This is a genomic window from Terriglobales bacterium (assembly GCA_035487355.1).
GTDB lineage: Bacteria > Acidobacteriota > Terriglobia > Terriglobales > Acidobacteriaceae > QIAW01.
Genome location: DATHMF010000107.1, coordinates 26,487 through 43,200, shown reverse-complemented (window position 1 = coordinate 43,200; position 16,714 = coordinate 26,487). Strand labels below are relative to the sequence as shown.

Here is a 16,714-nt window from a genome sequence, read left to right as displayed (position 1 = left end):
ATCTCTTCTGTAGAGGTAGGTCCCAATAAAAAAGGCGCATGAAAAAATTCATGCGCCTGTATAGGGGCTGTGATTCTTACTGTGGTGGTGGCGTGGTGGCAGGCTTCTTCCTGCTCCTCTTCTTGGTTGTTGCCGGTGCAGGTGTTACAGGCGCAGGCGTTGGCTCTGCCGGAGCAGCTTCTGCTGGAACTGTTGTGCCCGCTGGCAATATCCAGACTTCAGCCGTGCCGCTCGGGCTCGCACTCGTGCGGGTTTCAATCCGCTTGGGGTCAATGCCTTTACCGACGAGGTAATTCTTGACATTGGTGGCCCGCAACGCTGCCAGGGTCTTACGTTCCCCAGCATCCGAATGGCCTATGACAACCGCGGTTGCATCGGCTTGCTGTTGGAGCTGCAAGGCAACACCATCCAGAATAGCCTTGGCCTTGTTATCAACGTAAGCGCTGTTTCGTTTGAAATTGACCGTCTGCGAAGTAGGCGTCGGCGCCGCTGGCGGAGCTTCTACGTCCACGTTTGCAGTTGAGCTTGCCGTCTGATTGCGGTCATCGGTCACGGTTCCGGTTACACCTACAGGTCCGGGTTGAACGTCCGAGGTATCCAGCACGGCGGTGTTGTCCCGTGGCGTCAACCGTCCCGCTGAAGTGCTGTAGGAGAACGTCAGCGGATGGTTATCCGGACTGGAGGCATCGCAGGTGATTGTCGAACTCTCGCCGCGTTTTACCGTGGCCGGATTCGGAGTGCAATTGATGGTCGGAACTGTAGAAACAGCCGCTGGCGGCGGTGGTGGCGGCGGTGGTTCGAACATTTCTACGCCATCGCCGACTTTAATGTCTTCCAGAGAGAATGTAATGATGCCCGTGGAACTCTTGGGGCTCACACTCACTATCATCAGATTTCCCAGCGAGCGCCGTGGCAGTTCGTTGATCTTGGAGCTGGGTACATTGGGCAGGGCTTGCGTATCTTCAAGTGTGGAAGCCTTAAATGTAAGACTATCAGCAGCATCCTTGGCAATATCGCTATAAAGGCGGGTCGTGTGGAAGTAATCGCCCACTTTTACTCCTTTGTCTGCTCCGATATTAAGATAGACAATGCGCCCTTTGCCTGCGAGCAGGTCCCAATCTTTCGCCAGAATAATTCTTCCCGTTGTTTTACCGTTCACGGGTGCAAAAGGGTCAAAAGGTCCTGGGTCTTTGTACTTTGGCACCACCCGCTCCACATAAGGGATGGCAAGATCATGCGGCACAATTCCGTCGCAAGCAAAAGTAATCAGCCCAATGGCGGTATTGCCTCGAACCCCTCCCTGGACAATCGTCATATGCCCGACCTCGGCGTAGGGCTGGCCCGCTTCAGCAACCGCGCCGTGCTGGCCCTTAAAGGCCTCCCAGCGGTTGGGGTCTCTAAGCTTGCGGATAATGGAATATTGCTGGCCTTCCTGGAACCCGCTGCCAGTCAGATAGGCGTACTTTCCCTCGCTGAAGCGAGTCTCAAAGGGTGTGTCCCACCCGGCCGTTATGTAGGTTCCTTCCGGGACCTGCTGGTTGGTAATGAATCCGGCGCAATTGACGTCGCTATAAGTGGGGGCATCCACTTTTTCCACCAGATTGGTCCTGGAGACCACAGCCTGCGGAGGCGGAGGAGGCAGTTGGTCCTGTGTACCCTGCTGTAGTGAGGCAGGGGGCTGTTGCGGCTGCGATGCTGGCTGTTGCGCGAGCGCTTGCTGCCCCCCAGCAAGCACTGCAAAGGCCAGAATAAACAGCCCAAAACCGGTTTTTTTCATGGTTCCTCCGGGCAAATACGCCACCAGCAGCCGTTTCCGGGTGGAAATTCTCCCCACCGGGCAAGAAGACGCCTGCCGAAAAAGCTAGTAATCCGGTTGCAACGCTAACAAAGCCAAAGGGTTGGGTCAAGGGAACTCCAGGACACCCTGTTAACTGAACTGATACGTACCTTCGTGTAGCCGTGCAAAAAAATCACTGGGTTGCATCTTGTATGGTGCATTCTGTATGATGACGCGCCAGTCTCTAACATGCCAACTACCAGTAAATCGGTCATTCCTGAGGTAACGCCTCGGTTCAATCCGCGGTTGTTGCGCCTGCCGCGCGTCTGCGTGGCCCTCATTGGGGCCACTCCCACGGAGTTGGCGCAAAAAGCAGAAGCGGTAGTCCGCGAGAACCCCTTTATTGAGTTCCGCCTCGATTATCTTTCGCGGCCAGGATCGGCTTTTCCCATACTTAAAAGCTTCCTGGAGTTTCACCCCGAAGCCATTGCTATTGCCACTTGCCGGCGGGTGAAAAGCGGGGGCAAATTCCGGGGTTCGATCCAGTCGGAAGTGGAGATTTTGCTGAAAGCCGCTGACATGGGCTGCCAGCTCGTTGACCTCGACATCCAGAGTGCCAAGAAGCTCAAACCGGCCGAGCTTCAAAAAATCCGCCAAAAGGCTGCGCTCATTCTCTCATTCCACGATTTTCGCTCGACCAGGAAACTCGATGAGACCTTTGCCGAGATGGAGCGCATTCCGTCCGACTACATCAAGATCATCAGCACGGCCACCAACCTCTACGACAACGTAATCATGATGAAATTCCTGGAGCGCACCAGCGAGAAGCGCTCCATGGTGGGCGTTTGCATGGGCGAGCAGGGAATCATCAGCCGTATTCTGGGGTTGCGTGCCGGCAGCCAATTCACCTTCGCTTCCGCCACTCCTGGGGAAGAGACCGCTCCCGGGCAGGTTACCGGCCGCACGCTGCGCGAAACCTACCGCGTGGAGCAGGTGGATGCTGCCACCAAAGTTTACGGCGTTGTCGGGGATCCAGTATCGCACTCACTGTCACCCATCATGATGAATACCGCCCTGCGCCGCGAGAGCATTAATGCCGTCTACTTGCACTTGCACGCGCATACGCTGAAAGACCTGATGAATTGCGTGCGTGCAATTCCCATTCACGGCCTCAGCATCACCATGCCTTTCAAAGAAGGCATCATGGAGTATCTGGATAACACCGACCCGTTGAGTGCCAAGGTCGGCGCCTGCAATACCGTGGTCCGGTCGCAGGAAGGCAAGCTCTACGGCTTCAATACCGACGTGTTTGGCGTACTGCGCCCGCTCGAGCAGCGCATCACCCTTGAGAATGCCCGGGTTCTCGTGCTCGGTGCTGGTGGCGCCGCGCGCGCGGCGGTCTTCGGACTGCGCGAACGCAATGCCCAGGTTTTTATCCTGAACCGTACCGCTGGTCCGGCGGAAAAACTCGCCCGCCAAGCCAAGGCAAAAATCATCCAGCGCTCAGCCCTTAAGAAATTGGATTTTGACGTCATCATCAATGCCACTCCCGTGGGTATGGATGAGCTGCCCTCGAAGAAGAACGATGATGCTCCACTCAATGAACACGAGATCAAGGCCAGATATTTGATGGAGATGATTTACAACCCGATTGAAACTCGCCTGGTCAAGATGGCCCGTGCCAAGGGTGTCCACATTATCTCTGGCGTGGAGATGTTTGTGCACCAGGGCGCCCGCCAGTTCGAGATTTGGACCGGCAAGCCCGCTCCCTTTGAAGAAATGTACCGTGTAGTGCTCGCCTCGCTCGCCCGTCGCGCGGCGATTGCGGCGGCCCTAAAAAATTCCTCAAAACGCCACAAGTAAGACGACGCTCCGATTACATCGAACCTTGGATGTGTCCTGCCTTTGTGTCCTTTGTGGTTAAACTAGGTCTCAATCGCCACGTGACAAACGCGGCCAACGATGTAGTCGGCAAATGATTGGCCTTGTTCCATCTGGATCACGTCTATGGGGAAATCCTGATTATGCGGTCGCAGCACCAGCGCTCTTCCCGAGACTTCGACGTAGCGGACTGTGCAGCCGGCGTTGTTTGGCACGGCGTACATATTGGGCTCGCCTCTGCGGTAAGACTCCAGCGCATTGTAATGGCGGTCAATCAGCACCGTCGCGCCCGGTAGCAGCTTGGGATACATCGCCATACCATCGCGGGTATCCACCTTCACCATCACGAATCGCGACCACGTGTTGCGCGCGGCCGTGTGCAGGTGCGGGCGGAGCCGCTTGAGGAAGGTCTTTTTAAATTTCAGAATTTCTTTGACGTCCTGGTTCTTGATCAGTGGCTGGGTAGCGGCCACGATGCCCTCGACCAGCAGGACGTTTTCGAAATCATCTTCCGAGGGCGGTATAATGCTGGCCCGCTTGTTGATTTCTCCGGGATCGAGCAGATCGAGCACGGAAAGATGCTGTACTTGCAGGACTTTATCCAGGCCTTCCATGCTGAGCGACCGCTTGCGGTTCAGGAAGTTGGAAATGTGCGCCTGCCGGAACCCTGTCAGGTGCGCCAGTTTGAGGCCGGTGAGCTCTCTCCGCTGAATGCGCTCCATTAGAATTCTGCGCAAGTTGTCTTGCAGTGTTCTGAATTTCATTCCTATGCAGTATAGCGTAACGCTATAGCTTGCCGGGTGGGGTTCAGCAGGCTGGATTTATATGCTGGGCCGGAGATTTTGTAATTTATACTGGTTGGCAAAATTCGTTGTCCTATTGTTGCACGCAACCTCGGCTGGGCATCCGAGCGAAAGAGAAATGGACTATACCTGGATCACAGACCACATTGCCGTCGGCGGCGGCATTTGGAATGAAGATAACATGCTGGAGCTGGTGCAAGTGGGCATCACTCACATCATCGATATGCAGATTGAGTTTGATGACCGCCCCTTGGCCGAGTCCTGGGATATGAAGGTTGCGTGGATTCCCATCGATGACGATTTCCAGCTCAAGCCCCCGGAAATTTTCGAGCGCGGAACCGAATTCGCCCGTGAAGCCCTGAAGGACCCTGCCAGTCGCCTGTACATTCACTGTGCTGCTGGCATCCATCGCGCCCCTATGATGGCCCTTGCTGTCCTTTGTTCGTTGGGATGGGATCTGGAGCACGCCCAGGAGCACATTGCCCAGCGCCGCTACGTAGTGGATTGGAAAGAGGCTTACGTCGAGAGCGTGCGCAATTTCCTGCGCAACTCAACCGCTAATGACTCGCAGGCCATGTCGAAGGGGCCGCTGAGTTAACTGGGAGTATGCTCGTCAAAATCTTTCAGCTTCGAATTCATTCCTTAACTCAAACTTGATACACTGAACTGCTGCTTGCGTCAGAGTCAGCGGCATGCCAACAACGTGCCGGTTCCCATTAAACAACACGTCCGGCGCATGCGGGGCGGCGCGCAATCCCATCTCATGCGCGGCGCCGACGGGCACTTCTACGTCGTTAAATTCCAGAATAATCCACAGCACTCTCGCATATTGGTCAACGAATGGCTGGCGACGCGTCTCGCCGGTTATATCGGGTTGCCGGTGCCGGTCGCTGAAATTGTGGAGATCAGCGACTGGCTTGTCAGCGAAACTCCCGAATTGCACATTCAGCTGGCCAGCGGAAAAGTCCCGTGCGCCTCCGGACTGCAATTCGGCTCGCGTTTTATTGTGGATCCTCTCGAGGGCGAGGCGCTCGAATACATGCCCGATTCACTATTGTTGCGCAACGATATCGGGGGTGTACGCAACCCCGATGTTTTTGCCGGCGCGCTGGTTTTCGACAAATGGTGCTGCAACACCGACAGCCGCCAGATCATTTATTGGAAGCGCAACCGTGAGCGCAAGTACACCGCGGCTCTGGTGGACCAGGGGCATTGCTTTAACGCGGGCGAATGGGATTTCCCTGATTCTCCTCTGCGTGGCATCTTTTCTTCCAACGCGGTTTATTCCGGCGTCATCGGATGGGATTCCTTCGAGCCCTGGCTCAGCCGTATTGAAAAACTCGATCCAAAAGTTATATGGGACCTCGCCCAATATGTGCCCGCGGAGTGGTACGAGCACGATACCGACGCGTTCCGGCGATTGCTGGAAACTCTGAGCCGCAGGTGCGCGCGCGTGCGGGAGTTGATTGAAAACTTTCGCTCCTCTTCCCGCAACCCATTTCAGAACTGGGACAATGAAAGAAAGCGCCCCAGGTTGCTGTAGAACAGCATCGTAGAGACGCAGCTTGCTGCGTCTCTATCGCTACGAAATCGCTTTCGCAAAAGAAAACGGCAGGCTTCATGCCTGCCGTTCAATCTGTGCTGCCGTGCCGAATTACCCGATTTCCTCGTTCCAATTTTCCAGGTAATTCTTCACCGCGACCATGAATTTATCGGCGTCAGCGCCATCAACGACGCGATGATCGTATCCCAGCGTCAGGCGAATGATGGAACGGATCTGTATGGAATCATTGCCATCTTTATCGGTCACGACAACGGGTTCCTTGAAAATTCCGCCCATCCCTAGAATGGCCAACTGCGGTTGCAGAATGATGGGTGTGCCGAACTGCGGTCCGAAGATTCCCGGATTGGTAATAGTAATGGTTCCACCCGTCACCTCATCCGGCACAAGTTTCTTATTGCGGGCACGCTCGCCCAGGTCGTTGATGGCGCGCTGCAATCCCAGGAAACTGCGCTCTTCCGCCTGCTTCACGACGGGTACGATGAGTCCCCAATCCAGCGCCACTGCGATTCCGATGTTGATGTTGCGGTGATAGCGAATGCCTTCGCCCTCAACCGAGGCGTTGACGATGGGCATGGCCTTGATTCCCGCCATCAGCGCCTTGGCAATAAAGGGCATGTAGGTCAGCTTGACGCCGTGGTTCTGCTCAAATTTCGCCTTCTCGCGCTCGCGAATCTTGACGATGCGGGTCATGTCGACTTTGAAAACCGTGTGCACGTGCGCGCTGGTGTGCTTGGATTCCACCATGCGCTCGGCAATCTTCTTGCGCATCGGCGTCATAGGCACAAGCTCACCTGGAATCGGCGGAGGCATGTGCGCAGGCGCCGATGCAGCAGCCGCCGGCCGCGCCGGAACCGTTGCTGCCAGGACCGGACCCGGAGCTGTTATCGCTACGGCAGCCGAAGCTGCTGCGGCGACCGCCGGAGCTCCGCCCTTGCCATATTTTTCAACGAACCCGAGGATATCGTTCTTCGTGATGCGCCCTCCCAGACCGGTGCCGGCAATATTGCCCAGGGCAACGTTGTTGTCGCGCGCGATGCGGCGCACCAGCGGACTCGAGCGAATACGCCGTCCTTCCTGGTCGCGGTCCACTGCCGGGAAAGAAAGAACCTGGCTTGGTTGCTGTGCCACCGCTGCTACCGCTGGTTGCTTCGCGGCCGGCTCGGCCGCGCGGGGCTTGGCTGCCTGGCTGGCCGGAGTTGCGGCAGGAGCAGGTGCGGCTGCTGCGCCCGTGCTGCCAATCACGCCTACAACCGTATTGACCTGCACGGTTGTACCGGGCTGGACTTTGATCTCAGTGAGGATTCCAACAGCCGGCGCAGGAATTTCGGCATCCACTTTGTCGGTAGAAATTTCAAACAGCGGCTCATCGCGTTGCACTTTATCGCCTACTTTTTTGAGCCACTTGGTCAGCGTGCCTTCAACAATGCTCTCGCCCATCTGTGGCATGACGACGTTGGTTCCCGGCGTCGAAGCTGCGGGAGCCTGTATTGCCGCAGGAGCGGCAGGCGCGGCCGCAGGAGCAGAAGCCGTCGCTGGCTTGGGAGCTTCAGCTTTCGGAGTGGGAGCGGGAGCCGGCTTGGAAGCGGCCGGCGCAGGAGCAGCCACAACCGCGCTTCCTTCGGCATCAATCACGCCCACAACCGTATTCACCTGCACCGTGGCCCCTTCGGCGACTTTGACTTCTTTCAATATCCCGCTCGCCGGCGCCGGAATTTCGGCGTCAACCTTGTCGGTCGAGATTTCAAACAGCGGCTCGTCGCGCTGCACCTTGTCGCCGGGCTTTTTGAGCCATTTGGTGAGCGTGCCTTCGAAAATGGATTCCCCCATCTGGGGCATGATTACATCTGTGGGCATGGTGCTCCTCTAGCTTGCGTAGATGACAGTAAGCAAATATTTATTTTACAGCATGGGACGAGCAGAGCGCATGCTCCATACGGAGGAGCAGGTTCTGTATATTTGCGTTATGCTTATGCTTCTGGTGTGACCCGTTTTTTAGCAATCTGCGGATTCCTGCTCCTCGGCCTTTTCTCATCCTGCTGGGCTGGCCAGTCCTGTACGCCCGGAGCCGTCCAACGTTCTGTTGCCGAAGCAAAAGCCATTCAGTCCAGGTTATTGGCCAATAATGTAAAGGATATGGATCCTGAGGTCTCAGGCGCAATCCAGCAACAGATCCGAGCTATAAAAGAAGCGCTGGCCACGACCGTTGACACATATATGCGTTGCCAGGGAAAAAATGAGATAAAAGCCAGACAACTGCAAAATGAACTGGCAGTTTTATTGGGAGCGAACGCGCCGGAGAAACCACGGCAATACACACCTGAAAACACTTCACTGATGGATGATCAGGTATATGGAGGCGACCTTAAAGTTGCAGTGGCTAGGCCTGTAAATGAGTCGCAACTTATGGCCGTTGAATTGAGTTTTGGAATCGAGTGCGGTGACGACACCATACTGCTGATCTACGAACAAAACAATGGTGTCTGGCATCGGTCAGTGCGCTGGAATAGCGATGACTATGGCGAGATTTCCGGAGCATTTGGTGATTTCTTTCAGTATGTCGTGATGCCGAGCGGCCCGCCCATGGGCTGGGTCGTGGCAGTTGCCCATGGCCATCCCTGGTGCACATCTCGCTGGAGCGCATTTGATCTTGATGTGATTGAACCCGCTCAAGGAACCGCGACCCAGCGGTTGCTGTTTCACAAGCAAGACGGATACGTGCGCGAAACCGATCCGGTGATGAAGGTAAAGTCTGACGGCTTCGAGCTTCGCTTCGAAAAAGGATGTCTTGATCTTGGCATCATGACGCGTTCCGGCATTTACCGTTACCAGTTCGTCGGTGATCAGATGCATCGTGTGCAGCCGGTCGCAATGAATGGGCGCGACTTTGTGGATGAGTGGCTGCAAACAGAGTGGAGCGATGCAGCACAGTGGAGCGAGACAAGTAAGCTGAAAGAGCTTGAAGCAAAGCATGCCGGATTTCTGCAGCTAAGAAGTCCCGAGGCGAAGGGGGGGCCACTTTTCAGCTACGGTCCTGTGCGGGCCTGCTCTGATGACGCAAAACGCTTTGTAGTTGAACTCGATCAAGATCCAGGAACGCCCACCTACTTCCAGGTCCAACAAGGCGAGAATTCTTTTACCATGCGGGCAATCTCTCACATCCCGTTTCCACAGTGTAAGGGGCCTGATTTAATGCGGACGCGCTGACAAATCGCTCCGGCAAGAAATCAGGATTTCGAAGTATCTTACGGTTCACTGCGGTTTCCACTCCTCCCCCCAATTCACCTTGCGTGCTCTTTTGAATGCTTCGCCCTGGCTGCGGCTGGCGGTCTCGTGCTTCAAACCCTCCGGCGTGCACAACTCCAGCTTGATATGTCCTTTGAGCTGAATCGGATGCCGGATCACGCGCGCCGCTGCCGGCGCACTGGCTTGTTTTGCAGCCGCGATATAAGAAAATTTTTCGTCCTCGTATCCCAGCTCTCCGGATTTCAGTCTTCGGTGGAGTGAAGTGCGCTCCAGCCGTTGTGCAAAGTGGCACCAGTCTTGTTTTAGTTTCGTGTCTCGTGTGGCACAGCCATCCTCGGCTGTGTTTCGTTGGCTTTGATTCTCCATGGGGCATTGTTCCCCATGCGGGCACGGTGCAACCAGATGCGCTTTCTGCGCCAGCAATTCACCGCGGGCTTGCAACACGACTTGGAAGCCACTTGGAGTCCCGGGTTCAATCACGGCAACCACTTTTGCCGCAGCCTGCCATGCCCCCAGGATAAGCTGGCTGCGGCTTGCAGAGGGCATTTCGCCCAGCGCGTACGAGATGATTACCAAGTCGTGCGCCGGAAGCTGGGTTTCATACTTTAAGTCGGCTTCCACCCAGCGAGCGGTTTGAATTGCTACGGAGCGTGCAGCAGCCGCCAACTTTTGTCCCAGCCGGATGAAGCTACTGGATTGTTCAATCAGCGTCACCCGTTCCAACTCAGTGAAAATTTCCGCGGCCGCCCACATCGCCGTGCCTGGCCCTGCTCCCAGGTCGAGCAGGCTGCGAACTTCCAGATGGGGAATGCGTTGCTTCACCTCGCGCAGCACAGCATAAATTGCCGCGTAAGTGGCGGGCACGCGAGTCAGCAGATAGGCTGCGCGTTGAACGTCGTTGCCGATAAGACTTACTGGGCAACTCGTATCCCCGCGCAAATTCCGGTAGCTATTGGAAAGCTCTCCCACCGCGCGCGCCAGCGTTCTGCGGTCGAGCGTAGAGAGTTCATCCTCGATGATGCGCGTAAGCTGGGTTGGCAATGGCATCTTGGCACGGGTTTGGTGCGGGCTTGGCCATATTGCAGCGGCCAAAGCCGGAATTCTACTACTTCTGTTCGGTACGGCTGAGGGCTCGTGCCCAGCTCCAGTAAACAGCCGTCACGCTTCCTTATTCGCTTTATGCGGCCTGAATGTGTCATGCTTAGTACATGAAAACCAAAGACATGCGCGAGATGGAAAAGATGTGGGCCAAGAAGGCCGCTGAGCAGAGCAATCCTAAGCAAAAGACCAGCACGCCCACACGCCAGAGCCCGGCTCACACCACACGCACCGCCAGAAAAGCTTCACGCGGACGGTAACGCCGGCAATGCCAGACCCGGAAAATGAGCCGCGCACGCCGGGAAAGTTTCTGGGATATCAATATCCGGAGTGGCTTTTTATTCTCCTGGTCATGGTGCTGCCGATGATCGCCACATGGGTTCGCGCCCTATGGTTCCGGCACTCAGCGAGCGCAATCGCCATGCTGGGCCGGTTGCTGCTTTTCATGGCCGCCGGCTTGGTTGTATGGGTCGTGGTCATGCTCGTACTGTTCAAGCTGTACGAGCGCCGGGAGAAGCGCAAACGCCCAGTCCCCTGATTCTCGCTGCCAGGCCTGCTAACGCCCTTCAACCAGAAAGCGGTATTGCGCTTCTGTCAGAGGCACCACCGAAAGCCTGCCTTGCCTTACCAGCGGAGAGTCTTGGAATAACTTGTTCGCTTTTATCTCGGCCAGCGTCGGTTGCCGCGTAAGCGCGTGGCCGGCTTTGATTTTGACCGCCGGATTTTTCGGGTCTTTGGCGTCCACCAAGACGACAGAAGCCGTACCGGCAACGCGCTTCTCGTCTCCCGTGTGATAAATGACTAATTGCGCGCCCGGCTGCATCTCGCGCAGGTTTTTTAACGCCACGGGATTGGTGACACCATCCCAGGTGGTTGTGCCGTCGCGCTGCAAGTCGGAGAAAGAATATACAGAGGACTCGGTCTTCAGTAGATAGAACATAGGCGTATTTTCGTCCTTCGTAAGAGAACATGCAAAAGGCTCACTCTAAACGCGGGGCTCCTGACATTTCAAGGGCCAAATACCCTTTGCGAATTCTGTACAATCTAACCAAATGGAAGCACTCAATACCAAGCTTTCGCTGGTCGACATAGAAAGACAAGATCGCGACCTGGGCTTTGGCAACGTGGTCTCGCAGGAATCCGCACAGCGCCTGCTGAATCGCGACGGCAGTTTTAATGTGCATCGCAAAGGACTGGGCTTCTGGCGTTCGCTCCATGCCTATCAGGCGCTGCTGACCATGAGCTCAGTGCGGTTTGTCGCAATCATTACCGGTTCTCTCCTGCTCCTCAATGTTCTTTTTGCATGGGGCTACGTGGCCTTGGGGCCTCAGGCCTTGCTGGGCGACTCGAACACCGGCACCGGTTTCTGGCGGGCGTTCTTCTTCAGTATTCAGACCTTTACCACCATCGGATACGGCAATGTGGTCCCTGTAGGATTTGCCGCCAATATGCTGTCGACGATTGAGTCTTTGATTAGCCTGTTGATGGTAGCGCTGCTGGCGGGGATGATCTTCGCCCGTTTCTCGCGTCCCACGGCGAAGATCATTTACAGCCAGTCTGCCGTCATTGCGCCCTATCGCGGCATGACTGCCTTTCAATTCCGCATCGTCAACGCCCGCCGCAACGAGATCATCGAGGTGCAGGCCAAGCTTTTGTTCTCGCGCTTCGAGGTGACCGGCCGCGGCACCCTACGGCAGTACTACCAGTTGGCGCTGGAGCGCGACCGGGTCACCTTCTTCCCTTTGACCTGGACTGTGGTCCATCCTATTGACGAGAGCAGTCCGCTCTACGGCCTGAAACCCCAGGACCTGTACGATTCCAAGGGTGAGTTCCTCATCCTGCTGAACGGTGTGGACGAAGCTTTTTCCCAGCAGGTGTACAGCCGCACTTCCTACACCGCCGACGAGGTCATCTGGAACGCCCGCTTCGCCAGCGTGTTCACCAAGCACGCCAGCGGTAAACCCGTCATGGTTGACCTGGAGCGCTTCCATCAGATTGAAGAGCTGGATGGGGCGAAAGATGAAGCGAAAAAAGAGAAGGACGAGAAAATCGTTACCGCTTGACGGCAATTCCCACCATTTCGAAGCGTGCATTAAACAACAGCGGACCGGAACCTAAGAAGGCCCGCGCCGGCAATTCAGCTTTGAAGTAGTCGCGGTAAACGCGATTGAAAGGTTCCCACAGAGACATATCTGGCGAGAATATCTGGACGTGGACCAGGTCATCCATGTTCATGCCGGCCTGTTGCAGCACGGATTGGAAGCCATCCAGAAGGTTGCGCGCCTCCTGCTCGGGTTCGGGCGGCACCTGGGTTGTGCCCGGCACGAAGCCAATGCGTCCGGAAATGTATAACGTATCGCCGATCAAGACGGCGTCGCTGAAGGGAAGGTTGGCTGCTCTTCCCGGCAGATTAATGTGGCGGCGAGTGTTCGTGGCTGTGCTTGTAGACATTCCCAATAGATGATCGGAATTGTGCTGAGCTTCTTTGAATTATGAATTATTTCCCGCGCAAATAACCGTCTTCTTTTGCCGCCCAGTCGGCTCGCGGAGGACTGAAGACATCAATGGCAACACAGTCTTCCCGCGCTTCGGCCGCATGCGGCACATTGGGAGGAATCACTAGGAACTCTCCTGCCCGCACCGTGATCTCGCGCGAATCCATGTGGAAGACGAGAGAGCCTGAGATGATTGAGCTGATTTGTTCGTTAGGGTGTTTGTGCTCTGGAACCATACTGCCTTTCTTCAGCTCAAAACGCGCGAAGGTGATGTGCTCGCCGGAAACATATTGACGACTGATCAGCGGCGACATGGCTTCGGGTTGAATGCTTGACCAGGGGATGGGATTGATTTTCATAATGAATTTTTTCTCCAAGAATGTTATGGCCGGCGCGGAGTCGAGAGCAACATGAGAAAGATTCCGCCCGCGTAGAAGCCCGCAGCCTGGGAGAGCGATGCGCCCATGAATCTCAGCACGAAGCCGTAAAGGCCAATGCTTTCACAGAGTGCGAAATTCACGATCTGCAGCATGTGCCAGCGATTGAGTGCAGATGCATCTGTAGACGGAAGCCGTAATTGTTCTGCGGCAGCGGACAACAATCGCAGGCGAAGGAACAGAACAACCGCACCGGTTGCGAGAGCCAAACCTGCCATTGCTTTCAAGATCATGGGATCCAAGGTCTTAGGCTCCTTTTGAATCCACTCGCCCATATATACGTACAGCCCAAGTGAAACCAGCAAGGCGACATGCACGATGCGAAGATGTTTCAGTCTGGCTTCCATAAGGGCTTCGCTAATAGGCATGCAATTTACGCGCCTCCCGCACCACGTCTTCTACCTTGGGTAGAAAGAAATTCTCCAAAGGCGGCGAGAAGGGCACGGGGGTATCCAGCGATGCGATGCGCACAACCGGCCCATCCAAATCTTCGAAAGCCTCTTCGTTGATGATTGCCGTGATCTCTCCCGCCAGGCCTCCGGTCTTGGTGTCTTCATGCAGGATGATGACTTTATTCGTCTTCTTTACCGTTGCGGCGATGGCTTCGCGATCGAGGGGCAGCAGCGTGCGCAGGTCAACTACCTCTAACTCAATTCCTTCTTTGGCCAGAGCGTCGGCGGCTTCCAGAGCTGTGTGCACCATGGCGGCATAGGTAATCACGCTGATGTCTCTCCCTGCGCGCGCAACTCGCGCCTTGCCGATGGGAATAATTTCATCGTCAGCTTCCGGCAGATCCTCTTTAATGCGGCGATATAGAAGCTTGTGTTCGAGGAATAGCACAGGATTATTGTCGCGGATCGCAGATTTAATCAGCCCCTTGGCGTCACGCGGCGTAGCCGGGGCGATGACCTTCATTCCGGGCGTGTGCACGTAGTGCATCTCCGGGTTCTGCGAGTGGAAGGGGCCGCCGTGCACGCCGCCTCCGCAGGGGCCGCGCAGCACCAGCGGGGCCGGCGCCCGCCAACGGTAGTGCGATTTGGCCACCATGTTGACGATCTGGTTGAAGGCGCAGCCGATGAAATCCATGAACTGGAACTCGGCCACCGGCCGCAGCCCGGTCAACGACGCTCCGTAGGCCGCACCCACAATCGCCGACTCGGCAATGGGCGTATCAATCACGCGCTCGGGGCCAAAGCGGTGAATGAACCCTTCGGTGACTTTGAACGCGCCGCCATAGATGCCAATATCTTCGCCAATGCAGAAGACGGCGGGGTCGCGCTCCATCTCTTCCCAGATTCCCTGGCGAATGGCTTCGAGATAAGTTGTTTGACTCATAGTTCTCGGTTCTCAGTTCTCAGTGAGCATTCAGCACCCACGGTAAGCCGGGGCAGGCTCAGCAATCAAGCATTCAGCCAAAGAGGCTGCATCGGCGTTCCCAATCCCTTGTTCCAGATGGGGGTACTTGCTTGCTAGTCCCCGTCTTTCCCAAAACCCTTTGTTTACAGCGTCATACAGTCGAAAATGGGAGTACTTGCTGTGCTGGTCTCTCTACCTGTTCACCCGTTTCCGGGGCTCACATTCCGTCTGACCCTAACTCACCCCTCATCGAACTCCAGAGCATTCAGCCTTCAGTCAAAGAGGGCATCGGCAGCTCCCTTCTCTTGTTCGGGCCGCAGGGTACTTGCTTGCTAGTCCCGGCCTTCTCGAAGCCCTTTGTTTACAGCGTCATACAGCCGAAAAATGGGGTACTTGCTGAAATAGTCTTCCCAAGTATTCTCCAGCCAGTCTCCTCGCCCGTCTGTTCGCGCTCGAGCGCTCACGTTCGGCTCACCCTAACCCGCCCTCACCGAACTCCAGGCGCACCTCATGAAAATGATCGCTTACAATGCCCTAAAAACCAACAGTTTGATACCACTTTGATACCGATAAAGTACGATTTACGATTGAAGAAGTACGATTTGAGAGGTAAACGTTAGCGATCGATCCCGGAAAATTCGTCAATCGAAAATCGTCAATCGTAATTAGCATGACGGTTGAGTGCTCGTTACTTGAAATGTATTGCTGCCTCCGACTCCTTTAACTTCCCAGAACCCTTGTGGGCTTTTGGCGTTCCGTATTTCGGTTTGATCTCGTGGCAGCCTTCGCACCACACGCCCTTGGCCGCATCTTCGGGATTGGGCATGGGGGAAGCTTCGGCGACGGCGCGTTCTTCTTCTACTTCTTTTTCCACTTCGGAAACAATTGCTTCGTTCTGCTTGGGCGTCAGCCACTTCTTTTCCAGTAAGTATTTTTCAAAGCGCGCGATGGGGTCACGCTTGCGCCAGTATTCCATCAGCTCCTGCGGGACATAGGCTGCGGCATCGTGGATGGCGTGGCCTTTCATGCGCATCATCTTGGCCTCGATAAGCGATGCGCCCTCGCCGCGATGGGCGCGCTCGACGGCTTCGTAGGTTGCGTCATAGACCTGGCAGGCATCGGTGCCGTCAATGATTACGCCGGGAATTCCGTAGCCAATGGCGCGGTCGGCGAGGTCTTTCACGGCAAACTGCATTTCGGTGGGAGTCGAATAGGCCCAGAGATTATTTTCAACAATCAGCACCAGGCCGAGCTTCTGCACTGCGGCAAAGTTGAGGCCTTCGTGGGTCACGCCGGTGGATTGGCCGCCATCGCCGATCCAAGTGAGCACGGCAAGGTTGCGTCCCTGCAGGTGCGCCCCCAGGGCTACGCCCGCCATCACGGGAATCAGGTCGCCCAGCATCGAGATGGGCGAGACCATGTGGCGCTTTTCAATATCTCCATAATGGGAGGTCCCGTCTTTGCCATGCGTGGGCGAGCCCGCCTTGGCCATGTACTGCATCATGATGTCGCGGGCATGAAAGCCGCGCACCAGCTGTGCGCCCTGGTTGCGGATCATGGGCGCAAACCAGTCGTCTTTGCCCAGCGCATAAGCCGAGGCGCAGGAGCACGCCTCCTGGCCCAGGCCGAAGTAGACGCCGCCCACAACCTTGCTCTGCTTGTAGAGCGTCTCCAGGGTCTGCTCCATCTTGCGGTTGAGCAGCATCCAGCGATAGAGCTCGACGCATTGCTCGCGCTTCAAGTATTTAGAGTCGCGGATGGGTGGCGCGGGCGCGCGCAGGTTTCCCCGGACTTCATAGTGAACGTTTCCGTTCTTGCTGACCTCGATAGTGGTGAACTCGGGCCGCTCGAGGCGCCAGTCGGGGATGCCGTGGCGATTTTTGGTGATGGGGTTGGCGCCGTTTCGGGATGACTTTGAGTTTTTTGAAAAAGATAAGTTCTTTCGGGATGCGCCATTGCCCACAGCCGAGGACGGCTGTGCCACACCAGTCTTCAAGTTCTTTGAGGACTTTTTGGAGCTCGGCATTTTGGTTTTCTTCATGCGAGCCAACACAGGCTCT

The 16,714-nt window shown here is 56.0% G+C and carries 17 protein-coding genes; 7 read left to right on the top strand and 10 right to left on the bottom strand.

Features of this window, described 5'->3' with window-relative positions; translation table 11 throughout:
- Positions 1-76: 76 nt before the first annotated feature.
- The gene (locus VK738_20045; protein ID HTD24954.1) at positions 77-1,777 is read right to left on the bottom strand and encodes an OmpA family protein; all 1,701 of its coding nucleotides are present in this window, start codon (positions 1,775-1,777) and stop codon (positions 77-79) included.
- A 249-nt stretch (positions 1,778-2,026) separates the two neighbouring features.
- On the opposite strand from VK738_20045, the gene aroE reads away from it, so the two are divergent.
- Entirely contained in the window at positions 2,027-3,640 is a 1,614-nt protein-coding gene (gene aroE / locus VK738_20040) for a shikimate dehydrogenase (protein HTD24953.1), read from the top strand.
- A 62-nt stretch (positions 3,641-3,702) separates the two neighbouring features.
- On the opposite strand, the gene VK738_20035 is transcribed toward aroE, so the two are convergent.
- Positions 3,703-4,395 carry a LexA family transcriptional regulator gene (locus VK738_20035; protein ID HTD24952.1) on the bottom strand — a complete coding sequence of 231 codons (693 nt, stop codon included), beginning with the start codon at positions 4,393-4,395 and terminating at the stop codon, positions 3,703-3,705.
- 184 nt (positions 4,396-4,579) lie between these two features.
- Here VK738_20035 and VK738_20030 point away from each other — a divergent pair, with 184 nt between their 5' ends.
- Positions 4,580-5,059, top strand: a complete 480-nt coding sequence (locus tag VK738_20030; protein HTD24951.1) for a dual specificity protein phosphatase — start codon at positions 4,580-4,582, stop codon at positions 5,057-5,059.
- A gap of 75 nt (positions 5,060-5,134) precedes the next feature.
- Positions 5,135-6,004 carry a HipA family kinase gene (locus VK738_20025; GenBank protein HTD24950.1) on the top strand — a complete coding sequence of 290 codons (870 nt, stop codon included), beginning with the start codon at positions 5,135-5,137 and terminating at the stop codon, positions 6,002-6,004.
- Between the two features lie 111 nt (positions 6,005-6,115).
- Here the strand turns inward: VK738_20025 and sucB are convergent, their stop codons facing one another.
- A complete protein-coding gene (gene sucB / locus VK738_20020) occupies positions 6,116-7,879 on the bottom strand; it encodes a 2-oxoglutarate dehydrogenase, E2 component, dihydrolipoamide succinyltransferase (protein HTD24949.1) in 1,764 nt (587 codons plus the stop codon).
- A 102-nt stretch (positions 7,880-7,981) separates the two neighbouring features.
- Here sucB and VK738_20015 point away from each other — a divergent pair, with 102 nt between their 5' ends.
- Positions 7,982-9,229, top strand: coding sequence for a hypothetical protein (locus VK738_20015; GenBank protein HTD24948.1), 1,248 nt, complete (start codon positions 7,982-7,984; stop codon positions 9,227-9,229).
- A 45-nt stretch (positions 9,230-9,274) separates the two neighbouring features.
- On the opposite strand, the gene VK738_20010 is transcribed toward VK738_20015, so the two are convergent.
- Positions 9,275-10,315 (bottom strand): small ribosomal subunit Rsm22 family protein, encoded by a 1,041-nt coding sequence (locus tag VK738_20010; GenBank protein HTD24947.1) that lies wholly within the window; start codon positions 10,313-10,315, stop codon positions 9,275-9,277.
- A 161-nt stretch (positions 10,316-10,476) separates the two neighbouring features.
- Here VK738_20010 and VK738_20005 point away from each other — a divergent pair, with 161 nt between their 5' ends.
- The gene (locus VK738_20005; GenBank protein HTD24946.1) at positions 10,477-10,626 is read left to right on the top strand and encodes a hypothetical protein; all 150 of its coding nucleotides are present in this window, start codon (positions 10,477-10,479) and stop codon (positions 10,624-10,626) included.
- A gap of 8 nt (positions 10,627-10,634) precedes the next feature.
- On the top strand, positions 10,635-10,904 hold the full coding sequence (locus VK738_20000) for a hypothetical protein (GenBank protein ID HTD24945.1): 270 nt from the start codon (positions 10,635-10,637) through the stop codon (positions 10,902-10,904).
- An 18-nt stretch (positions 10,905-10,922) separates the two neighbouring features.
- Here VK738_20000 and VK738_19995 read toward each other — a convergent pair whose 3' ends face one another.
- Positions 10,923-11,306 carry an EVE domain-containing protein gene (locus tag VK738_19995; GenBank protein ID HTD24944.1) on the bottom strand — a complete coding sequence of 128 codons (384 nt, stop codon included), beginning with the start codon at positions 11,304-11,306 and terminating at the stop codon, positions 10,923-10,925.
- Between the two features lie 112 nt (positions 11,307-11,418).
- Here VK738_19995 and VK738_19990 point away from each other — a divergent pair, with 112 nt between their 5' ends.
- Complete coding sequence (locus tag VK738_19990; GenBank protein HTD24943.1) at positions 11,419-12,429, top strand: ion channel; 1,011 nt, start codon at positions 11,419-11,421, stop codon at positions 12,427-12,429.
- Here the strand turns inward: VK738_19990 and VK738_19985 are convergent.
- From VK738_19985 to VK738_19965, 5 genes are all read right to left on the bottom strand, one after another.
- A complete protein-coding gene (locus VK738_19985) occupies positions 12,419-12,817 on the bottom strand; it encodes a RidA family protein (protein HTD24942.1) in 399 nt (132 codons plus the stop codon). The genes VK738_19990 and VK738_19985 overlap by 11 nt on opposite strands.
- 46 nt (positions 12,818-12,863) lie before the next feature.
- Entirely contained in the window at positions 12,864-13,220 is a 357-nt protein-coding gene (locus VK738_19980) for a cupin domain-containing protein (protein HTD24941.1), read from the bottom strand.
- A gap of 23 nt (positions 13,221-13,243) precedes the next feature.
- Entirely contained in the window at positions 13,244-13,666 is a 423-nt protein-coding gene (locus VK738_19975; protein HTD24940.1) for a hypothetical protein, read from the bottom strand.
- Positions 13,656-14,633, bottom strand: coding sequence for an alpha-ketoacid dehydrogenase subunit beta (locus VK738_19970; protein ID HTD24939.1), 978 nt, complete (start codon positions 14,631-14,633; stop codon positions 13,656-13,658). The genes VK738_19975 and VK738_19970 overlap by 11 nt, the downstream gene beginning before the upstream one ends.
- Positions 14,634-15,342: 709 nt before the next feature.
- Positions 15,343-16,680 carry a thiamine pyrophosphate-dependent dehydrogenase E1 component subunit alpha gene (locus VK738_19965; GenBank protein ID HTD24938.1) on the bottom strand — a complete coding sequence of 446 codons (1,338 nt, stop codon included), beginning with the start codon at positions 16,678-16,680 and terminating at the stop codon, positions 15,343-15,345.
- Positions 16,681-16,714: the final 34 nt, after the last annotated feature.

Excerpts from the sequence above, each read along its gene's own strand:
- VK738_20045 (HTD24954.1), bottom strand. The coding sequence starts at position 1,777 with ATGAAAAAAACCGGTTTTGGGCTGTTTATTCTGGCCTTTGCAGTGCTT.
- aroE (HTD24953.1), top strand. The coding sequence starts at position 2,027 with ATGCCAACTACCAGTAAATCGGTCATTCCTGAGGTAACGCCTCGGTTC.
- VK738_20030 (HTD24951.1), top strand. The coding sequence starts at position 4,580 with ATGGACTATACCTGGATCACAGACCACATTGCCGTCGGCGGCGGCATT.
- sucB (HTD24949.1), bottom strand. The coding sequence starts at position 7,879 with ATGCCCACAGATGTAATCATGCCCCAGATGGGGGAATCCATTTTCGAA.
- VK738_20010 (HTD24947.1), bottom strand. The coding sequence starts at position 10,315 with ATGCCATTGCCAACCCAGCTTACGCGCATCATCGAGGATGAACTCTCT.
- VK738_20005 (HTD24946.1), top strand. The coding sequence starts at position 10,477 with ATGAAAACCAAAGACATGCGCGAGATGGAAAAGATGTGGGCCAAGAAG.
- VK738_20000 (HTD24945.1), top strand. The coding sequence starts at position 10,635 with ATGCCAGACCCGGAAAATGAGCCGCGCACGCCGGGAAAGTTTCTGGGA.
- VK738_19995 (HTD24944.1), bottom strand. The coding sequence starts at position 11,306 with ATGTTCTATCTACTGAAGACCGAGTCCTCTGTATATTCTTTCTCCGAC.
- VK738_19990 (HTD24943.1), top strand. The coding sequence starts at position 11,419 with ATGGAAGCACTCAATACCAAGCTTTCGCTGGTCGACATAGAAAGACAA.
- VK738_19985 (HTD24942.1), bottom strand. The coding sequence starts at position 12,817 with ATGTCTACAAGCACAGCCACGAACACTCGCCGCCACATTAATCTGCCG.
- VK738_19980 (HTD24941.1), bottom strand. The coding sequence starts at position 13,220 with ATGAAAATCAATCCCATCCCCTGGTCAAGCATTCAACCCGAAGCCATG.
- VK738_19975 (HTD24940.1), bottom strand. The coding sequence starts at position 13,666 with ATGCCTATTAGCGAAGCCCTTATGGAAGCCAGACTGAAACATCTTCGC.
- VK738_19970 (HTD24939.1), bottom strand. The coding sequence starts at position 14,633 with ATGAGTCAAACAACTTATCTCGAAGCCATTCGCCAGGGAATCTGGGAA.
- VK738_19965 (HTD24938.1), bottom strand. The coding sequence starts at position 16,680 with ATGCCGAGCTCCAAAAAGTCCTCAAAGAACTTGAAGACTGGTGTGGCA.